Source organism: Escherichia sp. WS33 (assembly GCF_046486385.1).
GTDB lineage: Bacteria > Pseudomonadota > Gammaproteobacteria > Enterobacterales > Enterobacteriaceae > ECMA0423.
Map to the genome: position 1 here is coordinate 96,359 of NZ_JBJQLJ010000005.1, position 20,503 is coordinate 116,861.

Annotated in this window: 17 protein-coding genes and 1 pseudogene; 10 read left to right on the forward strand and 8 right to left on the reverse strand. The window is 52.7% G+C overall.

The annotated features are described in order from the left end of the window. Positions 1–35 precede the first annotated feature (35 nt). From htpG to hemH, 3 genes are all read left to right on the forward strand, one after another. A complete protein-coding gene (gene htpG, locus ACJHXA_RS06120) occupies positions 36–1,910 on the forward strand; it encodes a molecular chaperone HtpG (protein ID WP_000678208.1) in 1,875 nt (624 codons plus the stop codon). A gap of 180 nt (positions 1,911–2,090) precedes the next feature. Beyond that, entirely contained in the window at positions 2,091–2,735 is a 645-nt protein-coding gene (adk, locus tag ACJHXA_RS06125) for an adenylate kinase (RefSeq protein WP_001220233.1), read from the forward strand. 235 nt (positions 2,736–2,970) lie between these two features. Beyond that, entirely contained in the window at positions 2,971–3,933 is a 963-nt protein-coding gene (hemH, locus tag ACJHXA_RS06130; protein ID WP_001250088.1) for a ferrochelatase, read from the forward strand. On the opposite strand, the gene aes is transcribed toward hemH, so the two are convergent. Beyond that, on the reverse strand, positions 3,930–4,889 hold the full coding sequence (aes, locus tag ACJHXA_RS06135; protein ID WP_000801832.1) for an acetyl esterase: 960 nt from the start codon (positions 4,887–4,889) through the stop codon (positions 3,930–3,932). The genes hemH and aes overlap by 4 nt on opposite strands. Before the next feature lie 151 nt (positions 4,890–5,040). On the opposite strand from aes, the gene gsk reads away from it, so the two are divergent. Further along, the gene (gene gsk / locus ACJHXA_RS06140) at positions 5,041–6,345 is read left to right on the forward strand and encodes an inosine/guanosine kinase (RefSeq protein WP_000671574.1); all 1,305 of its coding nucleotides are present in this window, start codon (positions 5,041–5,043) and stop codon (positions 6,343–6,345) included. A gap of 82 nt (positions 6,346–6,427) precedes the next feature. On the opposite strand, the gene ybaL is transcribed toward gsk, so the two are convergent. Continuing rightward, positions 6,428–8,104, reverse strand: coding sequence for a YbaL family putative K(+) efflux transporter (gene ybaL / locus ACJHXA_RS06145; protein ID WP_000546229.1), 1,677 nt, complete (start codon positions 8,102–8,104; stop codon positions 6,428–6,430). 237 nt (positions 8,105–8,341) lie between these two features. Beyond that, positions 8,342–9,562, reverse strand: coding sequence for a fosmidomycin MFS transporter (fsr, locus tag ACJHXA_RS06150; RefSeq protein ID WP_001251608.1), 1,221 nt, complete (start codon positions 9,560–9,562; stop codon positions 8,342–8,344). A 217-nt stretch (positions 9,563–9,779) separates the two neighbouring features. Between fsr and ushA the strand changes: the two genes are divergently transcribed. Continuing rightward, complete coding sequence (gene ushA, locus ACJHXA_RS06155) at positions 9,780–11,432, forward strand: bifunctional UDP-sugar hydrolase/5'-nucleotidase (protein WP_000771766.1); 1,653 nt, start codon at positions 9,780–9,782, stop codon at positions 11,430–11,432. Between the two features lie 36 nt (positions 11,433–11,468). Here the strand turns inward: ushA and ybaK are convergent, their stop codons facing one another. Together ybaK and ACJHXA_RS06165 are read right to left on the reverse strand one after the other, a co-directional pair. Next, a complete protein-coding gene (ybaK, locus tag ACJHXA_RS06160) occupies positions 11,469–11,948 on the reverse strand; it encodes a Cys-tRNA(Pro)/Cys-tRNA(Cys) deacylase YbaK (protein ID WP_000186631.1) in 480 nt (159 codons plus the stop codon). A gap of 203 nt (positions 11,949–12,151) precedes the next feature. Beyond that, positions 12,152–12,946: a TraB/GumN family protein gene (locus tag ACJHXA_RS06165; RefSeq protein ID WP_000365182.1), complete on the reverse strand. Its 795-nt coding sequence runs from the start codon at positions 12,944–12,946 to the stop codon at positions 12,152–12,154. Between the two features lie 137 nt (positions 12,947–13,083). Between ACJHXA_RS06165 and ACJHXA_RS06170 the strand changes: the two genes are divergently transcribed. After that, positions 13,084–13,425 (forward strand): HigA family addiction module antitoxin, encoded by a 342-nt coding sequence (locus tag ACJHXA_RS06170; RefSeq protein ID WP_001344274.1) that lies wholly within the window; start codon positions 13,084–13,086, stop codon positions 13,423–13,425. Between the two features lie 113 nt (positions 13,426–13,538). Here the strand turns inward: ACJHXA_RS06170 and copA are convergent, their stop codons facing one another. Then, positions 13,539–16,043: a copper-exporting P-type ATPase CopA gene (gene copA, locus ACJHXA_RS06175; protein WP_000078268.1), complete on the reverse strand. Its 2,505-nt coding sequence runs from the start codon at positions 16,041–16,043 to the stop codon at positions 13,539–13,541. A gap of 261 nt (positions 16,044–16,304) precedes the next feature. Between copA and glsA the strand changes: the two genes are divergently transcribed. The 4 genes and pseudogenes from glsA to cueR all read left to right on the forward strand — a co-directional run bounded on the left by glsA (position 16,305) and on the right by cueR (position 19,064). Further along, the gene (gene glsA / locus ACJHXA_RS06180) at positions 16,305–17,237 is read left to right on the forward strand and encodes a glutaminase A (protein ID WP_000883017.1); all 933 of its coding nucleotides are present in this window, start codon (positions 16,305–16,307) and stop codon (positions 17,235–17,237) included. Between the two features lie 2 nt (positions 17,238–17,239). After that, entirely contained in the window at positions 17,240–18,532 is a 1,293-nt protein-coding gene (locus ACJHXA_RS06185; protein ID WP_000982172.1) for an APC family permease, read from the forward strand. A 30-nt stretch (positions 18,533–18,562) separates the two neighbouring features. Next, a pseudogene (locus ACJHXA_RS06190) lies at positions 18,563–18,660 on the forward strand (hypothetical protein); the annotation flags it as partial. Next, positions 18,657–19,064, forward strand: a complete 408-nt coding sequence (gene cueR / locus ACJHXA_RS06195) for a Cu(I)-responsive transcriptional regulator (protein WP_001026747.1) — start codon at positions 18,657–18,659, stop codon at positions 19,062–19,064. The pseudogene ACJHXA_RS06190 and the gene cueR, both read left to right, overlap by 4 nt. On the opposite strand, the gene ACJHXA_RS06200 is transcribed toward cueR, so the two are convergent. Both ACJHXA_RS06200 and ACJHXA_RS06205 read right to left on the reverse strand, forming a co-directional pair. Beyond that, entirely contained in the window at positions 19,065–19,523 is a 459-nt protein-coding gene (locus ACJHXA_RS06200) for an NfeD family protein (protein ID WP_000970323.1), read from the reverse strand. Further along, positions 19,520–20,437, reverse strand: a complete 918-nt coding sequence (locus ACJHXA_RS06205; protein WP_000904502.1) for an SPFH domain-containing protein — start codon at positions 20,435–20,437, stop codon at positions 19,520–19,522. Before ACJHXA_RS06205 ends, ACJHXA_RS06200 begins: the two co-directional genes overlap by 4 nt. Positions 20,438–20,503 lie beyond the last annotated feature (66 nt).

Consider the following 20,503-nt stretch of genomic DNA (forward strand, 5'->3'; position numbering starts at 1 on the left):
TTAACCTTAAAATGGCATTATTGAGGTAGACCTACATGAAAGGACAAGAAACTCGTGGTTTTCAGTCAGAAGTGAAACAGCTTCTGCACCTGATGATCCATTCTCTCTATTCCAATAAAGAAATCTTCCTGCGTGAGCTTATCTCTAACGCCTCCGATGCGGCGGACAAGCTGCGTTTCCGTGCGCTATCTAACCCGGACCTGTACGAAGGTGATGGCGAACTGCGCGTTCGTGTCTCTTTCGATAAAGACAAGCGCACGCTGACCATCTCCGATAACGGCGTGGGGATGACCCGCGACGAAGTGATTGACCATCTGGGGACTATCGCTAAATCCGGTACCAAATCATTCCTCGAATCCCTGGGTTCTGACCAGGCGAAAGACAGCCAGCTGATCGGTCAGTTTGGTGTTGGTTTCTACTCTGCGTTTATCGTGGCCGACAAAGTGACCGTGCGTACTCGCGCGGCAGGCGAAAAACCAGAAAACGGCGTCTTCTGGGAATCGGCTGGCGAAGGTGAATATACCGTTGCCGACATCACCAAAGAAGATCGTGGTACTGAAATCACCCTGCATCTGCGTGAAGGCGAAGACGAGTTCCTCGATGACTGGCGCGTGCGTTCCATCATCAGCAAATACTCCGACCATATCGCGCTGCCGGTAGAGATCGAAAAACGCGAAGAGAAAGACGGCGAAACCGTTATCTCCTGGGAGAAAATCAACAAAGCGCAGGCGCTGTGGACTCGTAACAAGTCGGAAATCACCGATGAAGAGTACAAAGAGTTCTACAAACACATCGCCCACGACTTTAATGATCCGCTGACCTGGAGCCACAACCGCGTTGAAGGTAAGCAGGAGTACACCAGCCTGCTGTACATCCCGTCCCAGGCTCCGTGGGATATGTGGAACCGTGATCATAAACACGGCCTGAAACTGTACGTCCAGCGTGTGTTCATCATGGACGACGCAGAACAGTTCATGCCGAACTATCTGCGCTTCGTGCGTGGTCTGATTGACTCCAGCGATCTGCCGCTGAACGTTTCCCGTGAAATCCTCCAGGACAGCACGGTAACGCGTAACCTGCGCAATGCGCTGACCAAGCGTGTGCTGCAAATGCTGGAAAAACTGGCGAAAGACGACGCGGAAAAATACCAGACCTTCTGGCAACAGTTTGGCCTGGTACTGAAAGAAGGTCCGGCGGAAGATTTCGCTAACCAGGAAGCGATCGCCAAACTGCTGCGTTTTGCTTCTACTTATACCGATTCTTCTGCGCAGACCGTGTCTCTGGAAGACTACGTTTCCCGCATGAAAGAAGGGCAGGAGAAAATCTACTACATCACTGCAGACAGCTATGCGGCAGCGAAGAGCAGCCCACACCTGGAACTGCTGCGTAAGAAAGGCATCGAAGTTCTGCTGCTTTCCGACCGCATCGATGAGTGGATGATGAACTATCTGACTGAGTTCGACGGTAAACCGTTCCAGTCGGTGTCTAAAGTTGACGAGTCGCTGGAAAAACTGGCTGACGAAGTTGATGAGAGCGCGAAAGAAGCGGAGAAAGCACTGACTCCGTTCATCGACCGTGTGAAAGCCCTGCTCGGCGAGCGCGTGAAAGATGTCCGTCTGACTCACCGTCTGACCGATACGCCAGCGATCGTTTCGACCGACGCGGACGAAATGAGCACTCAGATGGCGAAACTGTTCGCTGCGGCGGGCCAGAAAGTGCCAGAAGTGAAATACATCTTCGAACTGAACCCGGATCACGTACTGGTGAAACGTGCGGCAGATACTGAAGATGAAGCGAAGTTCAGCGAGTGGGTAGAACTGCTGCTGGATCAGGCGCTGCTGGCAGAACGCGGCACGCTGGAAGATCCGAACCTGTTTATTCGTCGTATGAACCAGCTGCTGGTTTCCTGATGTCATGCCGGATGACCTTTGTGTCATCCGGCATTTTTCTTTTCATCATCTGCACTTTCCGCAAATTATCTCGCCATTAACCGTTTCAGCCTCAGGTGCCTTTCTTGAGGCAATCGCCTGTTGGTGGTATCGTTTATCGCTTTTTCAAAAAATTCGACACATTTTAAGGGGATTTTCGCAATGCGTATCATTCTGCTTGGCGCTCCGGGCGCGGGGAAAGGGACTCAGGCTCAGTTCATCATGGAGAAATATGGTATTCCGCAAATCTCCACTGGCGATATGCTGCGTGCTGCGGTCAAATCTGGCTCCGAGCTGGGTAAACAAGCAAAAGACATTATGGATGCTGGCAAACTGGTCACCGACGAACTGGTGATCGCGCTGGTTAAAGAGCGCATTGCTCAGGAAGACTGCCGTAATGGTTTCCTGTTGGACGGCTTCCCGCGTACCATTCCGCAGGCAGACGCGATGAAAGAAGCGGGCATCAATGTTGATTACGTTCTGGAATTCGACGTACCGGACGAACTGATTGTTGATCGTATCGTAGGCCGCCGCGTTCATGCGCCGTCTGGTCGTGTTTATCACGTTAAATTCAATCCGCCGAAAGTAGAAGGCAAAGACGACGTTACCGGTGAAGAACTGACTACCCGTAAAGACGATCAGGAAGAAACCGTGCGTAAACGTCTGGTTGAATACCATCAGATGACTGCACCGCTGATCGGCTACTACTCCAAAGAAGCGGAAGCGGGTAACACCAAATACGCGAAAGTTGACGGCACCAAGCCGGTTGCTGAAGTTCGCGCTGATCTGGAAAAAATCCTCGGCTAATTCGAAAGCGCGCACGGACAGTCCCCTCGCCCCCTCGGGGAGAGGGTTAGGGTGAGGGGAACAGGCCCGCACAAGCAAACTTATCAGCAATCTCAGGCCGGATATTCATTCGGCCTTTTACAAAAACCTCAATCTGCGCTATTCCTTTTTCTGATTTGACCTCTCACAGCAATTAGTTCTTCTTCCTCACTTTTCCGCTACAATTATCAACAAGTTGAATCGATAAGAGGCGGTAATGCGTCAGACTAAAACCGGTATCCTGCTGGCAAACCTGGGTACGCCCGATGCCCCCACACCTGAAGCGGTAAAACGCTATCTGAAACAATTTTTAAGCGACAGACGCGTGGTTGATACCTCACGGTTGTTATGGTGGCCGTTGCTGCGCGGCGTGATTTTGCCGCTGCGCTCGCCGCGTGTGGCGAAGCTGTACGCCTCGGTCTGGATGGAAGACGGCTCGCCGCTGATGGTTTACAGCCGCCAGCAACAGCAGGCGTTGGCACAACGTTTACCGGATACGCCCGTAGCGCTGGGCATGAGCTACGGCTCGCCATCACTGGAAAGCGCCGTCGATGAACTCCTGGCAGAGCATGTAGATCATATTGTGGTGCTGCCGCTTTATCCGCAATTCTCCTGTTCTACGGTCGGTGCGGTATGGGATGAACTGGCACGCATTCTGGCGCGCAAACGTAGCATTCCGGGGATATCGTTTATTCGTGATTACGCCGATAACCACGATTACATTAATGCACTGGCGAACAGCGTACGCGCTTCTTTTGCCAAACATGGCGAACCGGATCTGCTGCTGCTCTCTTATCATGGCATTCCCCAGCGTTATGCAGATGAAGGCGATGATTACCCGCAACGTTGCCGCACAACGACTCGCGAACTGGCTTCCGCACTGGGGATGGCACCGGAAAAAGTGATGATGACCTTTCAGTCGCGCTTTGGCCGGGAACCCTGGCTGATGCCTTATACCGACGAAACGCTGAAAATGCTCGGAGAAAAAGGCGTAGGTCATATACAGGTGATGTGCCCGGGCTTTGCTGCGGATTGTCTGGAGACGCTGGAAGAGATTGCCGAGCAAAACCGTGAGGTCTTCCTCGGTGCCGGCGGGAAAAAATATGAATATATTCCAGCGCTTAATGCCACGCCGGAACATATCGAAATGATGGCTAATCTTGTTGCCGCGTATCGCTAAAGCTGAGCGGTAAAGAACTGAGCGCCGTCGCGAAGAGCCTCGTCGGCGGTTTTCATCATTCGTGAATAATGCAAAAAGGCATGCAGCGTACCTGGGTAGAGTTTGAACTCACAGGGCTGCTGATGCGCCGCTAACGTCTGGTAAAGCAGACGGCTGTCATCCAGCAGCGGATCGAACTCCGCCCCGGCAATAAAACAGGGCGGAACTTCGCGAGTGAGATCATTATTAAACAGACAGTAATACGGTGACTCGCGGTCCGCGTCGTTGCTTAAATACGCCTCTTCATACATCTGCAAATCCTGTTGCGTTAAGCCATCCCAGACACCGCCCAACAGACGACGAGTCACGGAATCCCGTAATCCGTAAAGCCCATACCACAGCAAAACACCCGCAATTTTACCGCAATCGATCTGTTTATCACGCAACCACAACGCACTGGCGAGCGCCAGCATGGCACCTGCGGAATCACCGGCAAAGCCAATGCGGGACATATTGATTTGATAATCCTCCGCCTGCTGGTGGAAATAACAACAAGCAGCCACAATTTCCTCTATCGCTTGCGGAAAACGCGCTTCAGGTGAAAGGGGGTAATCAATACCAATCACCGTACATTGGCTGTAGCTTGCCAGCAGGCGCATGATGCGATCGTGGGTATCGAGATTGCCGAGAATAAAACCGCCTCCATGCAAATAAAATAGCGTCGCCGGGCTATCTGGCTGCGGACAAAAGAGACGTGTTTCCACCTGCCCATATTTTGTTGGAACCATGTAAGCTCTGGTTGCCATTTCTGGAGCGCCCGCATTCCAGAATCGGCGCTCAAGCGTGTAATACTGTCGTTGCTCAGCAATCGTTCCCGTTGCGGGCCAGGACGGTAAATCCGGCTGAAGAGTATTCACAACGGTCTTCATTTCAGCAGAAATAAGGTCCAGAACAGGTAGTTTGTTTTCCGGCTTCATACAAAAACTCCTTTCAAATTACGTCATTGTAAGGAACCACTGCCATGAAAATGCGATCCCGCCTGCTGATATTGAAACTGGCTGCGTCTCGCGCGCTCCCGTCAGATTGTGTTAACATTCGCCGCTCAGTTAACCACCCGTAAAAACAACCATGAAATTTCCCGGTAAACGTAAATCCAAACATTACTTCCCTGTAAATGCACGCGATCCGCTGCTTCAGCAATTCCAGCCAGAAAACGAAACCAGCGCCGCCTGGGTCGTAGGTATTGACCAGACGCTGGTCGATATTGAAGCGAAAGTGGATGATGAATTCATTGAGCGTTATGGATTAAGCGCCGGGCATTCACTGGTGATTGAGGATGATGTAGCCGAAGCGCTTTATCAGGAACTAAAACAGAAAAACCTGATTACCCATCAGTTTGCGGGTGGCACCATTGGTAACACCATGCATAACTACTCGGTGCTCGCGGACGACCGTTCGGTGCTGCTGGGCGTCATGTGCAGCAATATTGAAATTGGCAGCTATGCCTATCGTTACCTGTGTAACACCTCCAGCCGTACCGATCTTAACTATCTACAAGGCGTGGATGGCCCGATTGGTCGTTGCTTTACGCTGATTGGCGAGTCCGGGGAACGTACCTTTGCTATCAGCCCTGGCCACATGAACCAGCTGCGGGCTGAAAGTATTCCGGAAGATGTGATTGCCGGAGCCTCGGCTCTGGTTCTCACCTCTTATCTGGTGCGTTGCAAGCCGGGTGAACCCATGCCGGAAGCAACCATGAAAGCCATTGAGTACGCGAAGAAATATAACGTACCGGTGGTGCTGACGCTGGGAACTAAGTTTGTCATTGCCGAGAATCCGCAGTGGTGGCAGCAATTCCTCAAAGACCACGTCTCTATCCTTGCGATGAACGAAGATGAAGCCGAAGCGTTGACCGGAGAAAGCGATCCGTTGTTGGCATCTGACAAGGCGCTGGACTGGGTAGATCTGGTGCTGTGCACCGCCGGGCCAATCGGCTTGTATATGGCGGGCTTTACCGAAGACGAAGCGAAACGTAAAACCCAGCATCCGCTGCTGCCGGGCGCTATAGCGGAATTCAACCAGTATGAGTTTAGCCGCGCCATGCGCCACAAGGATTGCCAGAATCCGCTGCGTGTATATTCGCACATTGCGCCGTACATGGGCGGGCCGGAAAAAATCATGAACACTAATGGAGCGGGGGATGGCGCATTGGCAGCGTTGCTGCATGACATTACCGCCAACAGCTACCATCGTAGCAACGTACCAAACTCCAGCAAACATAAATTCACCTGGTTAACTTATTCATCGTTAGCGCAGGTGTGTAAATATGCTAACCGTGTGAGCTATCAGGTACTGAACCAGCATTCACCTCGTTTAACGCGCGGCTTGCCGGAGCGTGAAGACAGCCTGGAAGAGTCTTACTGGGATCGTTAAGTTATCGACCAGACCGGACGACGATGGCATCCGTAGGCCGGATAAGATGCGCTAGCATCGCATCCGGCAATAACGTCTTGTTTTACCCCGTCACCACCTCACCTGCCGGTGGCGTTTCCAGCAATTCCAGCATAGTACGGGCAATTTCACGTTCACCCATCACTACCTGATTCGCGCCACGTTCGGTGATATACGTCACTTCATCGTCATAATGGGCGCGGGCGATAATCTCAATATCCGGGTTTTTCGCGCGGGCAGACGCCACAATCTCACCCGCTTCATAACCGTTGGGGATCGTCAGGATCAGCCATTTTGCACATTCCAGATGCGCCAGTTGCATAATTTCTTCGTTCGCTGCATTGCCCAATACAGCGCGGACCCCACGCTCTCGCAGCTCATCAACACGGGTTCGTGACGTCTCAATCACCACCAGCGGAATATCAGAGGCGAGCAATTTCTCCCCCAGCAGGCTGCCTACACGACCGTAACCCACCAATAGCGCATGGTTGCAAATATCCACTGGGATCTGTTTCTCTTCTTCGATTGCCTCTTCCAGCGTCTGCTCTTCCAGCGTTTCGGTCTTCGCCAGATATTTCTCCAGTAGTGCGAACAGTACCGGGTTGAGCATAATCGACAGGATCGCCCCTGCCAGTACCAGGTTTTGTCCGGCCTGCGGCAGTAAATTCAATGCCATTCCCAGTCCCGCCAGGATAAACGCGAACTCACCAATCTGCGCCAGGCTGGCGGCGATGGTTAATGCCGTACGTTGGGAGTGACCAAACAGTCGCACCAGGAAAAATGCGGCTAACGACTTACCAAACAGAATAATCGCCAGCGTCGCCAGCACTGCCAGCGGTTGCTGAATCAGAATTAACGGATCAAACAACATCCCGACGGAGACAAAAAACAGCACCGCAAACGCGTCGCGCAATGGCAGCGTATCGTGGGCGGCACGGTGACTCAGTTCAGACTCGTTCAGTACCATCCCGGCAAAGAACGCACCGAGTGCAAAGGAGACATCAAACAGCTCTACCGCACCAAAGGCAATCCCTAACGCCAGCGCCAGCACCGACAGGGTAAACAGCTCGCGAGAACCGGTTGCCGCGCTGCGTGCCATAATCCACGGCACCAGACGGCGACCTACCAGCATCATAATGGCGATAAATGCGATCACTTTGCCGATGGTGATCCCCATATCGACTGCAAGAGTGGCAAAGCCCACATCGCCCTGTTCCATCATTCCTGCCACTGCGGGCAGCAACACCAGCGTCAGAACCATTACCAGGTCTTCCACAATCAACCAACCGATGGCGATTTGCCCACGCTGACTGTCAATTAATTGCCGTTCTTCAAGTGCGCGCAGTAACACCACGGTACTGGCGGTGGAAAGACATAAACCGAACACGATACCGGTCATTAACGACCAGCCCAGCACGGCAGAGAGCGCCATACCCAGCAGCGTCGCCACGGCTATCTGGGCGATCGCACCGGGAATGGCGATGGCCTTTACCGCCATCAAATCCTTCAGCGAAAAGTGCAAACCGACGCCGAACATCAGCAAAATAACGCCCAGTTCAGCCAGTTCCGGCGCAAGCTTGGTATCGGCAACAAAGCCCGGAGTGAATGGTCCTGCCAGCACACCCGCTAACAGATATCCCACCAGAGGAGAAATACGTAGTTTATTGGCCAGCATGCCGAGGATAAAGGCGAGCACAAGGCCGCCAACAATGGTGGTGATAAGCGGGGTGGCGTGATGCATTCCGTCTCCTTTTCCTGGTGGTTATTGTCCATTTTTGGCCGGGGAAACCAAAATTACAGGTAATAGTTTATGACAATTTCATTGATGATGTTCATGAATAATTATTGAATTTTGCAGAAAAATGGAATTAGCTGCAAAAAAAGCACGGATCGGAAAACAGAAGGCGGTTTAACAGAGGAAAGGCTTATGGCGACTGTAAAACGATGCAGCCAAAGTTTGCCTTTGGCTGCAATGAAATCAGTCTTTATGCCGGTTATCAGGCAGGAATATGGTCAACATCCCCAATAGTGGCAGGAAAGCACAGATTTTATAGACTAACTCGATACTGGTGTGATCGGCGATAAGCCCCAGAACTGCCGCTCCCAGACCTCCCATACCAAAAGCAAAACCGAAAAAGAGTCCAGAAACCATACCGATACGTCCCGGAAGCAGCTCCTGAGCGTAAACCAGAATGGCAGAGAATGCCGAAGCGAGGATAAATCCAATAATCACCGTTAAAACCCCCGTCCAGTGCAGGCTGGCGTAGGGTAAAATCAGCGTAAACGGCGCAACGCCGAGGATAGAGCCCCAAATCACATATTTCCGCCCAATTTTATCCCCTACAGGCCCGCCGATCACCGTACCTGCCGCAACGGCAAACAGGAAGGCAAACAGATGAAGCTGAGCATTCTGGATAGATAATCCGAATTTTTGCATCAGATAAAAGGTGTAATAGCTGCTGATGCTCGCCATATAGAAATATTTCGAGAAAATGAGGATTAACAGAATGCTGACCGCCAGTACCACTTTGTTGCGCGGCAGTGGATTGATAATCGTCGCTTTGGGTTTTCCTTTATTCATTCGGTGCTGTGCCGAGTACCAACGGCTGATTTGCGCCAACACCACGATCGCCAGCAGTGCCGCAAGCACAAACCAGGCAACGTTGCCTTTGCCATAAGGCGCGATAATCACCGCCGCCAGCAAGGGTCCCAGGGAACTGCCAAAGTTGCCGCCGACCTGAAAGATAGATTGCGCCAGGCCATGCCGCCCGCCGGAAGCCATACGGGCTACGCGAGAAGATTCCGGATGAAAGACCGATGAACCGGTACCGACCAGCGCCGCCGCCAGCAGAACTGCGCCAAAACTGCCCGCCAGCGCAAGCAGCACCAGACCACTTAAGGTAAAGCACATGCCAATTGGCAACGACCACGGCATCGGATATTTATCGGTCCAGTAGCCGACCACTGGTTGCAGTAGCGAAGAGGCGAGCTGGAAGGTGAGGGTTATCATGCCAATCTGCATAAATGTCAGAGAAAATTCTGACTGAAGCAGCGGATAAATCGCCAGAATCAGCGATTGGATCATGTCGTTCAGCAGATGTGAGAGGCTGATAGCACCTAAAATACCAAACGATGTTCGGGCCTTGGTCGTTGACGCAGCCGCGCCCGCCACAGGCTGGGGTTGTTCACTCATTGCCATAGGAAAGTCACTTTTTCAGGGTTGCGATGTAAAGAATGATCTTATTTGTGATTATTACCCGACTAACATACCTGTATGCGTCGCCTGAAGGAAGTCTCAACGCCGAATACAGAATTTCTAATCTGGATGCAGATTTATCTTCACCGGACGCAGACTTGTCTATGATGTCGCGTCATACTATTTTTCAACACGTTGAAATCAGGTCAGGGAGAGAAGTATGAAATTATTGCAGCGGGGCGTGGCGTTAGCGCTGTTAACCACATTTACACTGGCGAGTGAAACTGCTCTGGCGTATGAGCAGGATAAAACCTACAAAATTACAGTTCTGCATACCAATGATCATCATGGGCATTTTTGGCGCAATGAATATGGCGAATATGGTCTGGCGGCGCAAAAAACGCTGGTGGATGGTATCCGCAAAGAGGTTGCGGCTGAAGGCGGTAGCGTGCTGCTACTTTCCGGTGGCGACATTAACACTGGCGTGCCCGAGTCTGACTTACAGGATGCCGAACCTGATTTTCGCGGTATGAATCTGGTGGGCTATGACGCGATGGCGATCGGTAATCATGAATTTGATAATCCGCTCACCGTATTACGCCAGCAGGAAAAGTGGGCCAAGTTCCCGTTGCTTTCCGCGAATATCTACCAGAAAAGTACTGGCGAGCGCCTGTTTAAACCGTGGGCGCTGTTTAAGCGTCAGGATCTGAAAATTGCCGTCATTGGGCTGACAACCGATGACACAGCAAAAATTGGTAACCCGGAATACTTCACTGATGTCGAATTTCGTAAGCCCGCCGATGAAGCGAAGCTGGTGATTCAGGAGCTGCAACAGACAGAAAAGCCAGACATTATTATCGCGGCGACCCATATGGGGCATTACGATAATGGTGAGCACGGCTCTAACGCACCGGGCGATGTGGAGATGGCACGCGCGCTGCCTGCCGGATCGCTGGCGATGATCGTCGGTGGTCACTCGCAAGATCCGGTCTGCATGGCGGCAGAAAACAAAAAACAGGTCGATTACGTGCCGGGTACGCCATGCAAGCCAGATCAACAAAACGGCATCTGGATTGTGCAGGCGCATGAGTGGGGCAAATACGTGGGACGGGCTGATTTTGAGTTTCGTAATGGCGAAATGAAAATGGTTAACTACCAGCTGATTCCGGTGAACCTGAAGAAGAAAGTGACCTGGGAAGACGGGAAAAGCGAGCGCGTGCTTTACACTCCTGAAATCGCTGAAAACCAGCAAATGATCTCGCTGTTATCACCGTTCCAGAACAAAGGCAAAGCGCAGCTGGAAGTGAAAATAGGCGAAACCAATGGTCGTCTGGAAGGCGATCGTGACAAAGTGCGTTTTGTACAGACCAATATGGGGCGGTTGATTCTGGCAGCCCAAATGGATCGCACTGGTGCCGACTTTGCGGTGATGAGCGGAGGCGGAATTCGTGATTCTATCGAAGCAGGCGATATCAGCTATAAAAACGTGCTGAAAGTGCAGCCATTCGGCAATGTGGTGGTGTATGCCGACATGACCGGTAAAGAGGTGATTGATTACCTGACCGCCGTCGCGCAGATGAAGCCAGATTCAGGTGCCTACCCGCAATTTGCCAACGTTAGCTTTGTGGCGAAAGACGGCAAACTGAACGACCTTAAAATCAAAGGCGAACCGGTCGATCCGGCGAAAACTTACCGTATGGCGACATTAAACTTCAATGCCACCGGCGGTGATGGATATCCGCGCCTTGATAACAAACCGGGCTATGTGAATACCGGCTTTATTGATGCCGAAGTGCTGAAAGCGTATATCCAGAAAAGCTCGCCGCTGGATGTGAGTGTTTATGAACCGAAAGGTGAGGTGAGCTGGCAGTAATCCGAAAGTGCCGGATGTTTGCATCCGGCACAATGCTTAATCGCGGCGGGCGATATCAGCAAATTTGGCATCGAGGATCTTTGCCAGATCGCCTGCCGCCAGTTCGATATCCAGTCCGCGCTTGCCGCCGGAAACATAAATAGTGGCAAATTCTTGTGCGGGGGCGTCGATAATCGTTGGCAGACGTTTTTTCTGCCCCAGTGGGCTAATCCCCCCAACCAGGTATCCCGTCGAACGCTGCGCGACCATCGGATCGGCCATCTCAACTTTCTTGGCACCCAGCGCTTTTGCTACTTTTTTAAGATCCAGTTGACCTGCGACCGGCGTAACGGCCACGGCAAGGTGTTTCATATCACCGTTCACTGCCACCAGCAGCGTTTTGTAGACCTGATCCGGATTCAAACCTAATTTTTTGACGACTTCATCGCCAAAATTGGTTTCAGCCGGATCGTGCTCGTAGGTATGGATTTGAAACGAAATCTTGTTTTTTTCGAGTAATTTAACTGCGGGTGTCATGGTAATTTTCCTGCCTTAAACAAAAAAACGAAGCAAGCATACGCCTGATGGCGGTCCAAAAAAAAGAGTCATCTTGCCTAAGAGTATTGGCAGGATGGTGAGATTGAGCGACAATCGAGTTACACCGTCGCTTAAAGTGACGGCATAATAATAAAAAAATGAAATTCCTCTTTGACGGGCCAATAGCGATATTGGCCATTTTTTTAGCGCAACATTTGCGGCAAATTCCCTTCTCCATACAGGTGTAGTGCACCGACCGCGACCACATATCGCCCCGGCGGCATGGCGCGTAATTTATCCCGCCAGGCGAGATTTCGCTGATGCATCAGCACATCGTACAGCGACTGACTGAACGTATTGGGCAGCGTTATATCATTATTTTGCGGAGGTGCATTCAGCCACCAGCTCATCATTTGTTGCAGCAACCGTGCGTTGGTATGCCAGTGGGTCAGCGTATCGTCCAGCAGCGCCAGTCCTTTGTCAGGGAGCTGGAGCAACATGGTAATCTGGTTTTCAGCCCCTTCCAGTTCAATCACGGGTTTATGTTGTTGCTTCGCCGCCTGCAATAACTGGTAATCGATACCGTATTCTGCCCGCAGCCCCAGTTTTTGTGCCTGCGTCGCCTGAAGAACCATCGCGATTTGCCACAGCGGTTGAGTAGAAAAGAGCGACGGAGAAATGCCCATCTCCTGGCTAATGTGCTGCAGATTTTGGAGTTGCTCCTCGTTAATGCGCTCTTCCAGCGCCTCGCAAGTAGGCAAATTAGCAAAAGGCGTATCGCTGGTGGAAACATCCGCCTCGACGATCAGCGCATCGGCGTTTTTGAGCTTTTTGAGCAAACGGGTGGGCAGGGGAGCCATATCGTGGCTACCCATATGAATACTGCCAATCAGATGAAAATGGCGATTGCCGGGAAGGGTGATATCGATGGCAGGCCAGGTGTAATGATTACCGCGCAGCGCGGCCCAAAGCGTTTTTACCCGGTACAACAGATCCATACGACCTCCCTTTGTGAAATATCATGCTAGCGCGCGGTGAGGGATGGCGCAAATGGAGTTGGGGACTTGTTTAATGTGTTTGTATGATTCAGTATGTTCTTGCATCGCTATTCACAGGGAAGCAACAGTTAAAAACCATGAAACAGGCAACAAGAAAACCGACGACACCCGGAGATATTCTTCTCTATGAATATCTGGAACCGCTCGATTTGAAAATCAATGAGTTAGCAGAGTTGCTGCATGTTCATCGTAATAGCGTCAGTGCACTGATCAATAACAATCGTAAACTCACCACTGAGATGGCATTCCGTCTGGCGAAAGTTTTTGATACCACAGTCGATTTTAGGCTAAACCTCCAGGCGGCAGTTGATCTTTGGGAAGTTGAAAACAACATGCGCACCCAGGAAGAATTGGGACGGATTGAAACAGTGGCTGAATATTTGGCACGCCGTGAAGAGCGTGCAAAAAAGGTCGCGTAAGGCCAAAACATCGCTTCATCTCGTAGGCCGGATAAGGCGTTTACGCCGCATCCGGCAGTCATGCGTCGATGCCAAATGCGCCGCCCTAAAGCAGCGCATCCGCAATGACGTACTTATTCCTTCGGTTTAAACCGCAGCAACCGGTTGGCGTTACTCACTACGGTAATCGACGAGAGCGCCATTGCCGCTCCGGCAACTACCGGGTTAAGCAGTGTTCCAGTAAACGGCCACAAAATACCGGCGGCGACCGGAATACCGATGCTGTTGTAGATAAAGGCACCGAGCAGGTTCTGCTTCATGTTGCGCAGCGTTGCGCGGGAAATCGCGAGCGCATCCGCAACGCCCATCAGGCTATGGCGCATCAGGGTAATCGCCGCGGTTTCAATGGCAACATCACTGCCGCCACCCATCGCAATGCCGACATCCGCCTGGGCCAGCGCTGGCGCGTCGTTAATGCCGTCGCCCACCATTGCCACCTGACGTCCTTCACTTTGCAGACGTTTGATCGCTTCGGCTTTACCGTCCGGCAGCACTCCGGCAATCACTTCATCAATTCCAGCTTCTTTGGCGATCGCATTGGCGGTGGTTGGGTTATCCCCGGTCAACATCACCAGACGATATCCCGCTTTATGCAGGCGTTGCAGCGCCGCCACGCTATCACTACGCAACGGATCGCGTACAGCCAGCAGGGCTACTGCTTTCCCGTCAATCGCCAGCAGCACAGGCGTTGCTCCTTGCGATGCCTGAGCAGTAATCTCCGCTTCGATAGCTTTGGTACCAACCTGTTGCTCATTTAACAGCGCCTGATTGCCCAGCAATAACGCATGACCTTCAGCTTCACCGCTCACGCCCAGCCCGCGCAATGTGCGGAAACCGTTGACCTGCGGCAGCTGCATATCACCTGCTTTATCGAGGATCGCCCGTGCCAGCGGATGGCTGGAACCTTGCTCCAGTGCCGCCGCCAGACGCAATGCCTGCGCTTCATCAACATCAGCAAACGTTTTCACTGCGACAACCTGCGGCTTCCCTTCGGTCAGCGTCCCGGTTTTATCGAACACGACGGTATCGAGTGTACTGGCGCGTTGCAGCGCGTCGGCGTCCCGCACCAGCACGCCAAACTCAGCCGCCCGCCCGACGCCGGAAATAATCGACATCGGCGTCGCCAGCCCCAGCGCACACGGACAGGCGATAATCAGTACCGTGGTGGCAATCACCAGGGTATAAACAATTTGCGGTGCCGGACCAAAGAAGTACCAGATTGCCGCACTGACCAGCGCAATCACCACCACCACAGGTACAAATACGGCTGAGATTTTATCCGCCAGCTGACCGATTTCTGGCTTGCTGCTCTGGGCCTGGCGCACCATGCGAATGATCCGTGACAGCGTGGTATGGCTGCCAACCGCACTGGCACGAAACAGCACGCTACCGTCCTGTACCACTGTCCCGGCATGGACGCTTTCGCCTTCGCCTTTTTGCTGCGGGATTGGTTCGCCCGTCAGCATCGCTTCATCCAGCCATGCTTCGCCCTGGGTAATCTCGCCATCTACCGGCACGCGATCGCCGGTCGTCAGGCGCAGCAACATACCTGGCTGCACTTCCGCCAGAGGCACGCTTTTTTCACCTTCGTCAGTAACCAGGCGCGCCGTCGGTGGGGTTAAATCGAGTAATTTCTCCAGCGCCTTAGAAGAACGCTGACGTGCGCGTGCTTCCAGCATATGGCCGAGATTGATCAGACCGATAATCATCGCGCTGGCTTCGTAATAAAGATGTCGCGCTTCCATCGGGAACCACTGCGGCCACAGGTTGACGCTCATCGAATAGAGCCACGCCACGCCAGTACCCAGCGCCACCAGCGTATCCATCGTCGCTGCACCGTTCAGCAGGCTTTTCCATGCACTGCGGTAAAAATGGCCGCCGGCGAAAACCATCACCGCCAGGGTTATCAGGCCGATAACCAACCACAGGCTGCGGTTGTCAGCGGTGACCATCATGTTATCGCCAATCATCCCCCAGACCATCACCGGGATACCCACCGCCAGTGCGACAATTGCCTGCCAGCGGAAGCGCTTCATCGTAGCAACGGCGGTTTCCTGCTGGCGCTCACGGCGTTTCGCGTCATCTTCAATCGCTTCCGCGCCGTAGCCCGCTTTTTCCACCGCCTGCACTAAATCTTGTGGGGAGGCACTGCCCATCACCAGCGCAGTACGCTCCGCCAGGTTTACCCGTGCCTGAGTGACGCCCGGTACGCTTTGCAGCGCATTTTGTACGCGGGTGACACAGCTGGCGCAGCTCATGCCGCTCAGCAGCAACTGCTGGCTGTCATCGTCATCGGCGGTCGCTGCCGGAAGCGCCTCAGAAACCGCTGTCAGTGCTTCCGACGGGATTGATGACTCCGCCAGCGGTTTAGCCTTTGGGTGGCTTACAGATGCGTCATAACCCGCTTGTTTGATGGTTTCGATCAGCTGTTCTGCACTGGCAGTCCCGGTAACGTGCGCTTCAGTGATAGACACATCCGCTTGTTCCACATCCGGGCGCTGTTCGAGACTTTCTTTCACGCGTTTAACGCAGTGACCGCAGGACAGGCCGTCCAGGGTCAGGTCGATAATTTGTGACATAAAACACTCCTTTAAGACAGTTTTGACTGGCTGTGATAAAGGTTAAACCTTCCAGCAAGGGGAAGGTCAAGAAATTAATAAACCAGGCGAGTAAAAGTCCGTAAAGATTAAAAAATTGGCTCAATTTGCATCAGGATTAGACATTTATCTCTTTGTTTTCCTGTAGTTAAGTTGCGGGTGCTAAGTTAAATCAGGATGCCTCAAAATCGGCACCGGGGTGAGGAATTACCTCCCGCATCTATAAAAAGGAGTTAACAAAAGATGTTAGATGCAAACAAATTACAGCAGGCAGTGGATCAGGCTTACACCCAATTTCACTCACTTAACGGCGGTCAAAATGCCGACTACATTCCCTTTCTGGCGAATGTGCCTGGTCAACTGGCGGCAGTGGCTATCGTGACCTGCGATGGCAAGGTCTATAGTGCGGGTGACAGTGATTACCGCTTTGCGCTGGAATCCATCTCGAAAGTCTGTACGTTAGCCCTTGCGTTAGAGGATGTCGGCCCGCAGGCGGTACAGGACAAAATTGGCGCTGACCCGACCGGATTGCCCTTTAACTCAGTTATCGCCTTAGAGTTGCATGGCGGCAAACCGCTTTCGCCACTGGTAAATGCTGGCGCCATTGCCACCACCAGCCTGATTAACGCTGAAAATGTTGAACAACGCTGGCAGCGAATTTTACATATCCAACAGCAACTGGCTGGTGAGCAGGTAGCGCTCTCTGACGAAGTCAACCAGTCGGAACAAACAACCAACTTCCATAACCGGGCCATTGCCTGGCTGCTGTACTCCGCCGGATATCTCTATTGTGATGCAATGGAAGCCTGTGACGTGTACACCCGTCAGTGCTCCACGCTCCTCAATACTGTTGAACTGGCAACACTTGGCGCGACGCTGGCGGCGGGGGGAGTGAATCCGCTGACGCATAAACGCGTTCTTCAGGCCGATAACGTGCCGTACATTCTGGCCGAAATGATGATGGAAGGGCTGTATGGTCGCTCCGGTGAGTGGGCATATCGCGTTGGTTTACCGGGCAAAAGCGGTGTAGGTGGCGGTATTCTGGCGGTCGTCCCTGGTGTGATGGGAATTGCCGCGTTCTCACCACCGCTGGACGAAGAAGGCAACAGTGTTCGCGGTCAAAAAATGGTGGCATCGGTCGCTAAGCAACTCGGCTATAACGTGTTTAAGGGCTGATCATGATGAACACGGAAGGTAATAACGGTAACAAACCCCTCGGTCTATGGAATGTCGTTTCCATCGGTATTGGGGCAATGGTGGGGGCGGGGATCTTCGCGCTGCTGGGGCAGGCTGCGTTGCTAATGGAAGCCTCGACCTGGGTCGCCTTTGCTTTTGGCGGTATTGTGGCGATGTTTTCCGGTTATGCCTATGCGCGTCTGGGGGCGAGCTATCCCAGCAATGGCGGCATTATCGACTTCTTTCGTCGCGGATTAGGCAACGGCGTCTTTTCGCTGGCGCTCTCGTTACTGTACCTGTTGACGCTGGCGGTGAGCATCGCCATGGTCGCCCGTGCTTTTGGCGCTTATGCCGTGCAGTTTTTGCATGAAGGCAGCCAGGAGGAGCACCTTATTTTGCTCTACGCGTTGGGGATCATTGCGGTGATGACGCTTTTCAACTCCTTAAGCAACCATGCGGTAGGGCGGCTGGAAGTGATCCTCGTCGGCATTAAAATGATGATCCTGTTATTGCTGATTATTGCCGGTGTCTGGTCGCTGCAACCGGCGCATATTTCCGTCTCTGCGCCCCCCAGCTCCGGTGCGTTCTTCTCCTGTATCGGGATAACCTTCCTTGCCTATGCGGGCTTTGGCATGATGGCGAACGCGGCGGATAAAGTGAAAGATCCGCAGGTCATTATGCCGCGGGCGTTTCTGGTGGCGATTGGCGTTACCACGTTGCTTTATATCTCGCTGGCACTGGTTTTGCTTAGCGATGTATCGGCATTAGAGTTAGAAAAATATGCCGATACCGCCGTAGCGCAGGCTGCTTCTCCGCTGCTCGGACATGTGGGTTATGTGATCGTCGTCATCGGCGCTTTACTGGCGACGGCTTCAGCCATTAACGCGAACCTGTTCGCCGTGTTTAACATCATGGACAACATGGGCAGCGAACGCGAACTGCCGAAGCTAATGAATAAATCCCTGTGGCGGCAGAGTACCTGGGGCAACATCATTGTCGTGGTGTTGATTATGCTGATGACGGCGGCGCTAAATTTAGGCTCACTCGCCAGTGTTGCCAGCGCCACCTTTTTGATTTGCTACCTGGCGGTGTTTGTGGTGGCGATCCGCCTGCGTCATGATATTCACGCCTCGTTGCCGATTCTTATCGTTGGTACGTTGGTGATGTTGTTGGTGATCGTTGGCTTTATCTACAGTCTGTGGTCCCAGGGTAGCCGTGCGTTGATATGGATTATTGGCTCACTCTTACTCAGCCTTATTGTGGCAATGGTCATGAAGCGCAATAAAACCGTATAACATCTCTCTGTGCGCAGTACTTCCTGTATTATTGTGGTGGCGGTCGATATTCGCACTGGCAAAAAAACGTGCTTGAATATCTGTTGAAACCCTTTAACAAAGCACAGGAGGCGTTGCGCGAACGATGAACATCAGCGATGTAGCAAAAATTACCGGCCTGACCAGCAAAGCCATTCGCTTCTATGAAGAGAAGGGGCTGGTGACGCCGCCGATGCGCAGCGAAAACGGTTATCGCACCTACACGCAGCAGCATCTCAACGAACTGACCTTACTGCGCCAGGCACGGCAGGTGGGCTTTAACCTGGAAGAGAGCGGCGAGCTGGTGAATCTGTTTAACGACCCGCAGCGGCACAGCGCCGACGTCAAACGGCGCACGCTGGAGAAGGTGGCGGAGATCGAACGACACATTGAGGAGCTGCAATCCATGCGCGACCAGCTGCTGGCACTGGCGAATGCCTGCCCTGGCGATGACAGCGCCGACTGCCCGATTATCGAAAATCTCTCCGGCTGCTGTCATCATCGGGCAGGGTGATTAAGACGAGACGGCTCGGATATGTAGGGTTATCCCTTCTATCGCAATGACTTCAACATGCGTACCTGCACCGAGATCCTCGCTGGCGCTGACAGGCCATGAACTGTCACCGACGCGCATATGACCGCGCCCGTTGACCAGCGGAGATTCCAGCACAAAACGTCGGCCAATCAGCTGCTGCCCGCGCTGGTTTAAATGACTATCGCTGTGCTTTTGTTCGCGCACCCGCCGCGACAACCATTTCCACCACAGCCAGGCGGCGAGCAGCGTCAGGATGGCAAACATTACCCCTTGCCACTCCCAACCCAGCGGCACCAGCCAGACCACCAGGCCGGTAATCACCGCTGCCACGCCGCTCCACAACAAATAACCATTTCCGCCCAGCATCTCGGCTGCCAGCAGCAAACCGCCGAGACTGAGCCAGAAAATATGTGGATGAACGACCATTAACTCCATCATGGCTGAGTCCGTTTGTTGGCGCTGTCTTTCACCAGCTCGGCAATCCCGGCAATCGACCCCATCAGGCTGCTGGCCTCTAATGGCATCATCACTACTTTGCTGTTACTGGAGGAACCGATCTGCTGTAACGCTTCGGTGTATTTCTGCGCTACGAAGTAGTTCACCGCCTGAATATCACCGGAGGCGATGGCTTCAGACACCATTTTGGTGGCGCGGGCTTCTGCTTCAGCGGAACGTTCACGCGCTTCAGCCTGTAAAAACGCCGACTGACGTTCGCCTTCCGCTTTCAGGATTTGCGACTGTTTTTCACCTTCGGCTTTGAGGATTTCCGCCTGACGGATCCCTTCCGCTTCAAGAATGTAAGCGCGTTTGGTACGTTCCGCTTTCATCTGCGCGTTCATTGAAGAGATAAGCTCTGCCGGTGGGCGCACGTCGCGAATTTCAATACGGGTGACTTTAATCCCCCACGGGTTGGTGGCTTCATCGACAATACGCAGCAGGCGTGAGTTGATGCTGTCGCGCTGAGAGAGCATTTCGTCAAGTTCCATTGAACCCAACACGGTACGGATGTTAGTCATGGTCAGGTTGATGATCGCCAGCTCCAGATTGCTGACTTCATAAGCCGCGCGCGGCGCGTCAATCACCTGAATAAAACAGACTGCGTCGATGGTAACGTTGGCGTTATCTTTCGAGATAACTTCCTGGGAAGGGATATCGAGCACTTGCTCCATCATATTGATCTTGCGACCAATGCGATCCATAAACGGCACCACCAGACTGAGCCCCGGCTGTAACGTTTTGGTATAGCGACCAAAACGTTCTACCGTCCATTGATAGCCCTGCGGCACGATTTTGACGCCCGCGCCGACAATGACCAGCGCGACAAAAATGAGAATCGGGATAAAGATAAGCATCGGAAAAACCTCCTGTTGTACCGTCCATAATCAGCAAAATTGCTGCTTGATTAAACAAATTATACC